The sequence below is a fragment of the Desulfoluna sp. genome (genome assembly GCF_030145185.1).
Lineage (GTDB): Bacteria > Desulfobacterota > Desulfobacteria > Desulfobacterales > Desulfolunaceae > Desulfoluna.
The window spans coordinates 1-11,974 of sequence record NZ_JAQYWB010000112.1; the positions used below are offsets into that span (position 1 = coordinate 1).

An 11,974-nucleotide genomic window follows, 5' to 3' on the forward strand; every position below is an offset into this window, starting at 1 on the left:
CCGGCTCGCCCGAAGGGTGAGAAAATCAGACAGAATACCGTGGATTACATTTTGCATTTTTGAAACGACTGAAAATATTACTGCAAAGAACTGTAATTACCGATTATTCCTTAGCACTGATTGTTTTCTCATGAAATATCCGGGTTAAAGCCTTGCTCACCATCATGAGGCATGAGTCCACGAAGCCGTCCACGCACATGCCTTCAGCCATATTGATTCTAAACTTTTCTTGATACATGGCCGATAGCGAGAGTAACGACTTAATCTATTCGTAAGCACAAATTTTGCGGCCGCTGGGATCAAAAAGCAGACATCTTTACCAGGTAAAAAAGACACCTCTGCAGTGATTTTTCAAAGGAGTGCAACAGATGACCGACACAGCTCACACGGTAATTCCCCTGACAGAGATCCCCGTCTCCTCGCGAGAACAGGCCAAGGCGGATATTCTGGAAAGCAATCTGTTCAGTACCCTGGCGCACTCACACGAGACCCTCACCGCCACTCTCACCACCACCATGAAAGAGGGAGAAGAAAAGCTGAACGCCCTGGCTCTTCTTCAGATCCTGCAGCGATTTCACCTGGAAACGGTAAAGATCAGCGCCCTTGTCATTCATGGAGTTCTCGCTGAAGAGCCCTTTGATGAGACGGTTTACGTGCCCTGGGATGACGAAGGCCTCGGACGCACGGTGAGACTGATTTCCCGAGACAACGATGTTGCCCTCACCGTCTGCGGCACCCTGCCTGAAAATGGGGCAAACGGAGAAATCATCCACACCTTTTTTAAAAAAGAGGCCGACGCGGGAAAGATTCTCTCCGACGGGCGCATCGATTTCCACGAACTCCTGCGATACCCCTCAGCCAAGGCAGGAGATCCCCTTCTACAGATCTCTCTTCCCCGGGTTGAAAAAAACGGGCTCTCCCATGAGGGCACCCCCATCCAGGCAAGAGCGGCAAAAGAGTACCCCATTCAGCTGGGGAAAAATGTGGAGAAAGTGTATATCACCACCGAAGAGGGGCGTCCCTGCTATAATATCAAAGCCCTTCGAGAGGGCGTCGTCGTCACCCAGGTGGGTGCCGAGGGCATCGCATCCATTGATGTCACCGATCGTATCGTGCTGGGCAAAATTGACTTTTCCGTGGGAAACATCGGCAGCGATGTGATCTGCCCGGTCAGCATGCAGGCAGAGTCGGTCAATGCCGGTTTTACCGTAAAAGTGGCCGGGTCCGTGACCATCCGGACCATTGCCGGGGGAGAGGTGGAGGCGGGCAAAAAAGCGACCGTGGATCAAATGCTCCCGGAAAGTCTCCTGACGGCGGGCGATGACATCGCCTGCCGAAGCAGCTCCGCATCGACCCTCACCTCGATAGGCGGCACCCTCTCCATTCAGCGGGAAGCCATTGATTGCACGCTGAACGCCAACCGGGTGGTGATGAACACCGCGGCATCCCTTCTGCTCAACACCCGGATTAACGCCTGTGCCATGGACCTCAGCAATGTCCGTATCGTCGGCAAAAACCATGTAATCCTTGGAGCCGACCTCTTTGCAAAACACAAAGAGCTTCTGATGGAGAAAAAACGAAGCAACATCGCCCATCGCGAGGCCGCGGACAATCTCATCAAGACCAAGGCCTCCCTGGTAGACGAATTGAAAAGCCTCTCGGCGGAATTTGGTGAAGACAACTCCGTCCGGCCTGTATTCAAAGAGATCGTGGAATCACTCAAAGCGTACGATTTCGAGAAACTTCCCCCCCTTATGACCTCCTTGAAACGAGGCCACACCTGCCTGGCGGTAAGTGAGGCGTTGCGCACCATTGAGGTCATCAAGCAGCAGCTTCTGCATTTCGAAGGACTTGATGCAAAAGCAAAAACCCTGGACAACGACATCCATGAGACAGAGGAAGGGCTCCACGGCATCTCCTTCAGCATCAACGCACGCCTCCGGCCTTCTGCCGTGATCGAAATTCAACTGGGCGACCACACGACGGACCCCTTGATTTTGACCCCTCCCCCAGAAAAGGACCAGGACCACGCCATCCGAATCAAGGGGAAATTCACCTTGGAAAACGGCCTGATCATCTCTGAGAGGTCAGGATAACCCGGCGGCCTTAATGTATGGATCAAATAAAGGGGCCAGACTTTCCAACGCATCCTCGATGGCATAGGGGGCCGATTCGGCATAGAGGTCAAGGATCACCAGTGCGTTAAGAGCCGAATCGGTCCTTGAGGCGACTCGCAGGCGATTGGCAATAAAGCGGTTGACGGTCTGAAGGTTGTCGTAAATCTTTGTCAGCCCATCCAACTCCACAGAAGAAACGCCCCCCTTGAGCCCGACGAAATAACGAGAGAGCAGGTACATGCTCGTCGCCCGGTAGAGGGTCTCTTTTTCACTGGCAAAGGGCAGATGAAACCGCGCCATGGGTTTGAAAAAAGCGGTATGGGGGCACCCACTGGTGGCCATCAGCAACCCAATGAGAGAGCTGACGCACCGTTGGGCTGTGGCTGTCTGCTTCACCACCCTTTCGGCGGTCACCACCTCCAGCTCCACGGTGTCATAGGAGAGAATGGACCCAAACCGCTCCGTTACGTCGGCCAGGCTCACCGCCACGGGGCACCGGTTCATCTCCTTTTCCGTATACGGACAATGGGGACAGATGTGAACCCCCAGCCGAGTCCATGCCGGAGTCGGACTGTCAGGGGGCCGAATCCACTCAAGGGTTTCTGCATCAATAGAGAGCGCAAAACGCTCATTCCCCTTCTCTGCCATTGAAAAGTTGTAAAGAATGGACAAAAGCTTCATGGGCCTCTCGCTGCGGATCATCGGGTGGGAATCATGAAATCGCGGTTGCCACGTTTTGCATGTCATTCTGATAATCTACCACAGGCTGGCTATGTTGTAAAAATAGACCGCCGCCCTTCGCCTCTTCGCCCTTCATGCCCTTAAAAAAGACAGGCCCACCCTGCCCAGGGAAAATGTCCTGACAAATAAGATTGACACCATGATGATGAAAATCGTTTCACCCGCAGGATCACACAAAAAAACGCCGTGTGAACAAAGTCACACGGCGTCTCATCTTCATGAAGCCTCCGCCGGCGGGCGGAGTGCCCCTTAAAACAGCCTTACATGGGTCTCAATTCCACCCGTCGATTCATCCGTCGACCGTCGGCGGTGGCGTTGTCCGCCACGGGATTCATCGCCCCAAACCCTTTGTAGTCAAGACGTTCTTTACCAATGCCCTTGCTGACCAGATAATCCTGCACCGCCTTGGCGCGAGCCTCGGAGATACGCTGGTTCCCCACCTTACTTCCCTGGCTGTCCGTGTAGCCTTCGATAGAGACACGGGTACCCGGGTTGGCCTTGAGCACCCCTACCACCTCCTTGAGAAGGGGCAGGTATTCTACTTTAATCAGGGTTTTACCCGAATCAAAGGAGAGCCCTTGAATCACCCAGCACCCACGGGGGTCAGATTTTGCCCCCAGCGGGGTATCCGGACAACGGTCCTGATCGTCTGCCACGCCATCGCGGTCGGCATCAAGCACCACGGGGCAGCCCAACTCATCCACCGCTTGTCCCATGGGGGTGTCAGAACAGGTGTCCATATGATCGGGAACGCCATCACTGTCCGAATCGAGGAGACAGCCCCCCTCGTCCACCATCGCACCGGCCGGGGTATCGGGGCAGATATCCATCTTATCGGGGATCCCATCGCCATCACCATCCATCATCACCGGGCATCCGGCATGATCGATGGCAACCCCTGTGGGGGTGTCCGCACATTTGTCCATATGATCGGGGACCCCGTCGCCGTCACCATCCATGACATGCATGGCCATGTGGCGCTTTCCGAAGCTCCAGGTCAGCCCCAGCTGCCAGGCGAGGTTGTTGTAAGAACGATCAAAAGGCATCACATGCCGCAACTCCGCCCTCAAATCCAGGTTCGGCATCACAGCGTATTTAATCCCGGCGCCGTATTCGGCCATCACATCGGTCTCTGAATCGCCCACCTCCGGATCCAGACGCAGGGCACCGCCACCTATAAGCACAAAGGGACGCATGGCGTTATCAGGCATAAAATGAAACAGGGCATCCAGCGAAAAGCGCTGACCGTCCACATCAATATTCGCCATTTCCGTCTCCGCGCTAATCCATGTGAACCCACCCTCCAGGGTCCATCGATCGTTGACAGGAAATCCCGCGGTCAACCCAAGGGTATAGCCGTCATCCAACGATTGATTTCCTTCAAAGATATGGCCCCCCACCATGGGACTCAACTCAAACCGGTACGTTGCCTCTTCTGCGCCCGACGGCCCCGACCAGAAGGCCACCACCGCAATCAGAACCAGGGCTTTCATGCATCGTTTCATACTGCCTCCTTTATACTGGATTGACTTGTGACGACGATTTAACTAAAAAACGTTCCCCACGTCCAACAAACGGATCTGAACTCAAAATAACCGACGGAGAGTCATAGCAGAGAGATTCGATGTGCAAGGCAAGAAGAAAGAGAGCTGGAGGTCAAAGGCAGAAAAAGAGAAGATTTCGGGGTCGGATCCTTCAGGGCCGGGGGATCATCGATCAGTCATCCCCTGCCTGTTTGTGAGAGTATACACCAACGCAGTCTGAATATTCAATCAATAATCCCTTAAATTCATTTAATAAACAACACTCTGAGTGTATGGCAAATCAGGTTTCTTCTCTCTTTTTTCATCCACCGTTTAAAATGAGAGATCGATGTAGCTCAATGAAAACAGGTATGGCGCCTGACATGGGCAGCAATAATGGGGTTTACCTTGGAGCCATCGGTCAGGGGGGCCATGTGCCCCGCGTCCACAAGCTGATAATCCACATTGGGAATCACCTCGGAAAGGGCCTGGGATATTTTAAAGGTAAGATCGGGGCTCTGGCGTCCCGCCATCAGGCAGGTGGGAGCCGAAAGGTTCCCATACCGACCCATGCGCAGCCCCTGGTGCGCGGACGCAAAGTAATCCAGGGGCATCTTCTTCACACACCCGGCGAGCATCTCCTGAACCTCTCCGGGCAGATGCGAGAAAAGACCCTGTCCACTGAAAAAATCAACAAACATGGAAGCCCCCAGCTTGAGGTCGCCTCCATCGATGGCGTCAATCACCGTCCCCATCAACTCTTTTTGCGTCGCGTAGAGACCGTCGTCGATTTCGCGTACGACATGATTGGCCATGGGCTCATAAAGGGAAAGGCTGCGAATGCGTTCCGGCATGACTAAGGCCAGGTGCATGGCGACGGCCCCCCCGTACGAGTGCCCCACCAAGTGAAACGGTTCGTCATCGTCAATATTTTCTGAGAGAGCGCGCTGGATAAGAGTCAATTCATCGTCTAAGGTAAAGGTATCCACTTTCTCCCTGGGAACAAAAGGCGCTTCCCCATAGCCATAGAGGTCGACAGCGACCACTTTATGGGTTCTCCTCAGCGTCTCCATCAGTGAGCCCCACTGACTCTTTGAACTCATGGAGCTGTGGAGCATCACCACGGCCTCCCCTTTACCTGCTGACAGCCAACCCATGTGCACCCCTTCCTCTGATGATCAAAAAAACCCGACACCCTAACCCGAATATTTCACGAGTCGAGTGCACCCCATTACATTTTGCATTTTCGACATATTTTAACGTACCCACGTACAATCCCATGAAACGCCCGGGCTAAGCAATCACCGGCGAGTTCTCATCCCCATGGGGCAACTTTCCGCTGAAAAACATCAACAAGAGAAAAATCCCGTAGCCTGCGGTGGCCACCCCCGCCATCAGGGGGAAGGCATCACCTAAAGGCACCGCCACGCCCACGAGGAGCCAGTGGCCGGCGATGAGCTGCCTGGAGTTCATGCGAATAGGAAAATCATACCGCCGATAGATCACGGCCAGCCCGCTTAAATTCCACCCGTAAAGAGCGGCTACGGCATGGAGCCTGAGAAGCAGGTCACCCCACCTCAAGTACCCGTCGGACATGATCTCCAGCAAAATGTAGGCAATACCGGTGATGGCCGTATAGAGAAGAAAAAGCATGCCTGAGACAAGAAAGCTCTTCTGCTGCAACTCCTTCACGTATTTAACAAAAAGGATGAAGATAAGAATCACCGTGAAGAAAAGCACCACGGTCACGGCCACCTGAGGCCAGAGCTTTCCGGCCACGATAAAAAGAAAAAAAACAATCACCCCCAGGTTTACCGCCCAGAAGGCAAAGAGACTGGCCGCCTTCATCAGGGGCGTTTTCAGATCGGGGATCAGGGAAAACATGACGCTCATGGTGATCAGAGACACGGGAAAGGAGAAGCCCAGAAAAAAGGTGTCGATACTTAAGGTATCCAGGGTGAAGAGATGAAGCCAGGCGTTGTTTAAAATCACGCCCACCGAGACCAGCAGCGCCAGCACCAGACAGAGAACCGAAGCATGGGCAAACCGAGTGGACGTGGTGTACCCGCTGGCAAAAAATTCTTTGGGAAAAAACGAAAAGACGTCGCGCCGGACCGTGTCGGCGATGATGGCCAGAGCCAGGCCGCAGAGGGCCGCCGGGATAAAAAGCTCCAGCCAGGCAAGCACCGCAAAAACCACCGAAAGGGCCAAAAAGCCTTGCACCCTTACCGACATGCGTTTTCCATTTTCAATATAATAGAGGATGGAGGTCCCGCCGCAGGTGAGATTAAACAAAAAAACATGAAGCCGCTCAAAGTTATGAGTCCCTGAGACAAAGAGATGCAGATAGCCAAATCCCAGGGCCATCACCATGATGATCATAAACAGCAATCGATAACGTTTCCGCACAGTAAATCTCCTATAAAACTTCGGAAAGGGCCTCCGCGAGCGAGGGATGAATAAAGAGATATCCGCTTCTCTGGAGCACCTCAGGCAGGGCGTTGACCCCTTCGAGCAACACCTCCCGCCCCATGGCCCCAAAAGCGCCGGTGATCGCCGCCGAAGGAAGGGAGGCCACCGCAAAGCGGTTCACATGGTCGGCAAGCCCCCGGGTGAACGCCCGGTTGGTGATGGGATTCGGGGCGGTGAGGTTGACCGGCCCCGTGATGCTCGGGGTGCGCATGATATGGGCCATGGCCCCGAGCACGTCCTCCATGGAAACCCAGCTCATGAATTGCTCCCCGTGGCCCATGGTGCCCCCCAGCCCAAGCTTGAAAAAAGGCAACAGCCTTGAAAGTGCCCCGCCGGAAGGGGTCAACACCACCCCGATACGCAGGGTGACCAGGCGCCCGTCAGGTCGGGTCCAGTGCCGCTCGGCCGCCTCTTCCCATCGCCGGCACACCTCCGAAATAAAGGCTCCCCCGCAGGGCGAGGACTCTGTCACCGTCTCGCCGTGGCAATCCCCGTAATACCCAACGGCTGAGGCCGACAGGAAAAGCCTGGGGCCATGTTCAAGGGAAGAGGCCGCCTTGGCGAGAAGCGTGGTGCCGTCCACACGGCTTCGAATAATCCGCTGTCGCTTCTCCCGGGTCCACCGGCCATCCCCGATGTTCTCCCCGGCCAGATGAATCAGCACATCACACCCTTGCAGTTTTTCTTTTTCAAGGGTCCCCCGGGCCGGGTCCCAGGCGATTTCATCAGCGCCTGCGGCCTGTCGCCTGACCAGGGTCAGGACGCGATGCCCCTGACTTCTTAACCACGGCACCAGCGCCGAGCCAATGACGCCGCTGGCCCCGGAGACAGCCAGGGTCATGGGAGGCGTATTGGAAGCGCCTTGGCGCGAAGCCAGATCCCGGGCGGTGATGAGATGACGATACCGGAACATCCGCTCCAGCGTCTTGCGCACAAAGGGCCCTGCGACCCGCTCCGAGACGGGCGAAAACGGAAGACGGTAACGAAGGCTGTCGCTCAGGAGGCACCCGCCCTTGTCTTCCTCAAACAGATGGCTGTGCTCAAAAAACCCGAAGGGACCTTCGACCATGGTATCGGTAAACCGCTCCGCCTCAACACAGGCGGTATGGACAGAACGCCAGCGAACAGGAAGGGGACCGGCTTTTAAGGTCAGAGAGGTGGTGGCCCCCACATCGAGCCCGCCGCGCCTCACCAGGTGCTCATAGGCGACCCAGGGCGGGGTCAACCGCTGAACCACCCCATCGCCCCTGTGCCAGTCAAAAGCCTCCTGAGGTGAGCAGTTCAAGCGGACCTGCTTCATAAATTGTTGGCACATACCGGCTCCCATTGATGCCATTCATTTGTCGTCACTGTTGAGCTCATGCAGGGGGTGGGCTCCGGCACAACGAACGAAAAACCGCACCCTTCCTTAAAGCTGACACGCCTTGCCACAAGAGGCATTTTTTGTGGTAAACGGGGATCCTTAAAGTCATTACAGAATAATCAGATTCCGATGAGATGCAATAAAAAAGCAGAAAAGAGGAAGGATAAAGGGAGAAAAAAAAGAGTTACGGATGATTTTTTGAGCACTCGTCACCGCTCCCCTTCTCCACGTCTCGATCGAGGGGAACCTCCACAACAATCTCACACCCCTTCTCTGGAGAAGAGTCAATACGAAAGGTGCCCATCATCAGGCGGACCCGCTCCTCCATATTCCGAAGCCCCATCTGCCTCCCACTCACCGCCCCGCTCTCCACCGCATGGGGCACGAACCCTCTGCCATTGTCGCGAATGCGGAGAATCAGGTTGGGATAGGAATAGACCAGTCGAAGGGCCACGGTATCGGCAGAGGCATGCTTGTAAATGTTGGTGAGGGACTCCTGGACAATACGGAAAAAGTTGATCTTCGTATCGTACTCGATCAACGGCTCCTGGACCCCGGCCGCCCGAAAGTCCACCGCCACACCAAACTTCTCAGAATAATCTGTGGCATAGACCTGAATCGTATGCACCAGCCCGAACTGGGCAAGGGAGGGGGGCTGCAAGTCATAGGCGATATCACGTACCGAATCAATCGACCCTTTAAGAACCGCGACAAAGGCATGCAGATCTTTGGCCGGTACCGCCTCTTTCTGGGCCGCCTTCTCCTGCATCATCCTGGCGGTGATCATGAGGGACCCCAAATCCTGGGCCACATGATCGTGCAGGTCAAAGGCGATCCGGCGGCGTTCATCCTCCAGCCCCTTTTGCACCTGTTTCCGGTAACGGCGCTCTCCTTCGGCCAACTCCCGTCTCTTCGCCACGTTGTCGATACTGAGCCCCACCTGGGCCGCCACACCAATCAGCAGGCTCAAATCCCCTTGAGTCAAGGCCCGCTTCCCTGGCAGGTTGGCGGCGATCAACAACCCTGAGATCCGACCCTCCATGGAGACAGGAACCGCCAGGAGACTCTCGAGCAACTGGGAATCAGGGAAATCAGGCCCAAACAGTGAGGCCTCCGAAAAACCTTTGACACCATTGATCACCAGATTTTCTTTGTTTTCCAGCACGCGCAGCAAAGCCTCGGTCTTCCAGCCCTGCTCACCTGGCCCCCGGAGATGATCCACTTGAGACGGGGTGAACCCCTCCTGGGAGGCCAACCTCAAGAGTTCATCGTCATAAAAAAAGAACCCGTTGCGATCATAGTCCAGGTGCTTGGACATGACGGTGATCACCCCCTTGGCGACCCCGTCCCGGGTGTCTGCCAGAGCCGCCTCCTGGCTGATGCTTTTGATCAGCAAGGCATGACGGTTCCGGATATTGTCATCCTCAAAGAGATCCCCGGCATAACTCCCCTGGGCCTGAATGATGGTGAGCAATTCATTTTCCCGCTTGTGGTGCGCCACAAAACTCAAACCGGCCAGCAAGAGAACCAGGCCCGCGCCGACCAGCAACGAGGTTGGGGGCCGAAGCGCCAGTGCCAGGCAAAGGGCGATGGGAAGCCCTAAGGCAAAGACACGATTTCGCATCCGTCGCCACACCACAGAGGGCGCAGCCTTCCAGGAGACCTCAAACCGGCAGACATCCCCCCCCTGATGCACACATTCGGTATGCACCACATGAGCAAAGGCATTGGTCAGCAAAAGGCCGACGGCTTCCAAAATGCCCACACACACATCGCATTGATAGGATTGGGTCGCTGTACCCGGGGCCGGGCGGCAGATCATTTCAGCGGACTCTTTGCTCGTCAGCCTGGCCGTGGCCTGGACCCCGCGGCTCACTTTGGAATAATTTCGCTCAATGGTGTTAAAAAAAACAGCCGGAGACATCATCCCCAGAATCAGTTGACGCACCGCCCACATCTCCTTGGACCGAATCACATGCCGACCCGCCTCCCTGGCAAACTCTGGGTTGCCGCACAGCTCCATCAGCGCCAGATAGTATTTATCGCACTGATCCTGGGTAAACCAATGCCCGGGGTCGTCAATCTCATACTTGCGAATACCAGCAATCCGATACACAGGTTCTAAACGCAGCTGCGAATACTTCTCCCGAGCATAGTTGTCACAGAATTTCAGCAGCCGGCTGTTGTAAAGAGCCCCGGAACCACTGCCCTTTCCCCCGCAAGGTCGAACCTCATGTGCACTCATACGCCCATCTCACCTTAAATCATCTTTTTTAGCGCCCCGATCACTACGCATCAAAAAGAGTCATGGAGTCCCGTCTTATGCGGCGAAAAAAAATCAGCCCTCTCAGGTACTGCCAGCAAAGATAGAGATAAAACCGCTCTTTCAGGAGGTGCTTTACAAAAAGCGGTTGCAGTTCCTCACAGCTGGCGACCGATTCCCGGTTTGACCTCAAAAATTTCACATAGGTGTTTCCAAGAAGAGCCGTGGTCCCCATCCCATTCTTCGGAGATTTTTTCATCCAGGTTTCAATATCCGCCTCAGGCCAGAAGGATGCCAGAATATCGGCAGGATCCAGGTGAAGGAGGGCGTCGCTTTGGCCATCCCAGTCCACCAATTGACCTGTGGGGTTAAAGTGACAGGTGGCCCGGCAAAAGGCATAATCATCCGAGGGATCCACCCGAACCCAGCGCCCCTCAAGAAAAACCACCCCATAAATATGAACCGATTCATCCCTGATAAAATGCCGGAAAACCGGCAACATAACCGGCCCGAAATATTTTTTCCCCTTGACCCGAAGCACGCCGTATCCCGAGGGAATCCCCACGGCGCGGCACATCGCCACAAAAATATTGGCTGCGTTGGTACAGGTCCCCTCCCGTTCATACAGGGTTTCAGAAGCCCGCTTCTGCCAGTGCCCCACACGATAAAGAATTTTATCGCGGACCCAGTAGAATATCGCCACGGCTTTGTCCCTGTCGCTTGAAAGGGAAGCCGTCACGACACGGGCCTGACGAATCACATCGGGATGATCGTAGTCGCAATACAACGTTGTCTTCAGATACGCTGCCTGAGGATGAGTCATGGCCACCTCCACTGATATCTTTATACATTTGAGTTGTAAAAACAAACGGTCAGCATCTATTCAGAAGGTAGAGCAAACCCGCGACGGGGCCGATGGGGAAACATGCCCCCTATCCCGGATATTTCACGAGTTGGAATCACGCGCAGCACCTGGGCCTGATATCGCAGGAACCGGTCGGGCGATAAAACAAGAAGTTTTCAGATGATCCGTTACCGGATGAACATGGGGGTCCATACATGGGGTGAGGTGCCGCCTGACCTGCAACAAAAAAATATGGCAAATCACAGGATGATATGTCGCATCCCAAGTAAATTTTATTTCAAAAAAAGGAGAAGAATGTACTGCAGAACCTGTTTATCTCAAGCATACTCATTAAGAGTACTTTCAGTATACCACAAAGTAATTATAACGCTATACATATTTACTCTTAAAAACAATATCGTCTCTCATCGCACCGTTCACCCGTCATCTGCGCCATATCCCATGTCCCCGGCTGCCAGAGAAAGAGAGAGGGAACCTCACAACCTGAGCCCGGATATTTCACGAGTTGGGTGCGCTCATATGCAAGGCATCAGAGCTGAAGATGTAGTGGTTTACCTCAAGGCTCTGATAACGCGGCAGATGAGTGCACCCGGCTCGCCCGAAGGGTGAGAAAATCAAACAGAATACCGT

The 11,974-nt window shown here is 54.6% G+C and carries 8 protein-coding genes; 1 reads left to right on the plus strand and 7 read right to left on the minus strand.

Features of this window, described 5'->3' with window-relative positions:
• Positions 1-368: 368 nt before the first annotated feature.
• Positions 369-2,096, plus strand: a complete 1,728-nt coding sequence (locus tag Q1Q75_RS21410) for a flagellar assembly protein A (RefSeq protein WP_300675043.1) — start codon at positions 369-371, stop codon at positions 2,094-2,096.
• Here Q1Q75_RS21410 and Q1Q75_RS21415 read toward each other — a convergent pair.
• The 7 genes from Q1Q75_RS21415 to Q1Q75_RS21445 all read right to left on the minus strand — a co-directional run bounded on the left by Q1Q75_RS21415 (position 2,088) and on the right by Q1Q75_RS21445 (position 11,302).
• Positions 2,088-2,798: a hypothetical protein gene (locus Q1Q75_RS21415; RefSeq protein ID WP_300675045.1), complete on the minus strand. Its 711-nt coding sequence runs from the start codon at positions 2,796-2,798 to the stop codon at positions 2,088-2,090. The two genes, Q1Q75_RS21410 and Q1Q75_RS21415, sit on opposite strands and share 9 nt — an antisense overlap.
• Before the next feature lie 320 nt (positions 2,799-3,118).
• Positions 3,119-4,363, minus strand: a complete 1,245-nt coding sequence (locus tag Q1Q75_RS21420; RefSeq protein WP_300675047.1) for an OmpA family protein — start codon at positions 4,361-4,363, stop codon at positions 3,119-3,121.
• A gap of 374 nt (positions 4,364-4,737) precedes the next feature.
• A complete protein-coding gene (locus Q1Q75_RS21425) occupies positions 4,738-5,538 on the minus strand; it encodes an alpha/beta hydrolase (protein WP_300675049.1) in 801 nt (266 codons plus the stop codon).
• Positions 5,539-5,674: 136 nt separating this feature from the next.
• Positions 5,675-6,790 carry a hypothetical protein gene (locus Q1Q75_RS21430; protein WP_300675051.1) on the minus strand — a complete coding sequence of 372 codons (1,116 nt, stop codon included), beginning with the start codon at positions 6,788-6,790 and terminating at the stop codon, positions 5,675-5,677.
• Positions 6,791-6,800: 10 nt separating this feature from the next.
• Complete coding sequence (locus tag Q1Q75_RS21435; RefSeq protein WP_300675052.1) at positions 6,801-8,168, minus strand: TIGR01777 family oxidoreductase; 1,368 nt, start codon at positions 8,166-8,168, stop codon at positions 6,801-6,803.
• A 232-nt stretch (positions 8,169-8,400) separates the two neighbouring features.
• A complete protein-coding gene (locus Q1Q75_RS21440; protein WP_300675053.1) occupies positions 8,401-10,461 on the minus strand; it encodes an ATP-binding protein in 2,061 nt (686 codons plus the stop codon).
• Between the two features lie 43 nt (positions 10,462-10,504).
• On the minus strand, positions 10,505-11,302 hold the full coding sequence (locus Q1Q75_RS21445; protein WP_300675055.1) for a transglutaminase family protein: 798 nt from the start codon (positions 11,300-11,302) through the stop codon (positions 10,505-10,507).
• Positions 11,303-11,974: the final 672 nt, after the last annotated feature.

Coding starts and splice junctions, on each gene's coding strand:
- Q1Q75_RS21410 (WP_300675043.1), top strand. CDS start 369: ATGACCGACACAGCTCACACGGTAATTCCCCTGACAGAGATCCCCGTC.
- Q1Q75_RS21415 (WP_300675045.1), bottom strand. CDS start 2,798: ATGAAGCTTTTGTCCATTCTTTACAACTTTTCAATGGCAGAGAAGGGG.
- Q1Q75_RS21420 (WP_300675047.1), bottom strand. CDS start 4,363: ATGAAACGATGCATGAAAGCCCTGGTTCTGATTGCGGTGGTGGCCTTC.
- Q1Q75_RS21425 (WP_300675049.1), bottom strand. CDS start 5,538: ATGGGTTGGCTGTCAGCAGGTAAAGGGGAGGCCGTGGTGATGCTCCAC.
- Q1Q75_RS21435 (WP_300675052.1), bottom strand. CDS start 8,168: ATGTGCCAACAATTTATGAAGCAGGTCCGCTTGAACTGCTCACCTCAG.
- Q1Q75_RS21440 (WP_300675053.1), bottom strand. CDS start 10,461: ATGAGTGCACATGAGGTTCGACCTTGCGGGGGAAAGGGCAGTGGTTCC.
- Q1Q75_RS21445 (WP_300675055.1), bottom strand. CDS start 11,302: ATGACTCATCCTCAGGCAGCGTATCTGAAGACAACGTTGTATTGCGAC.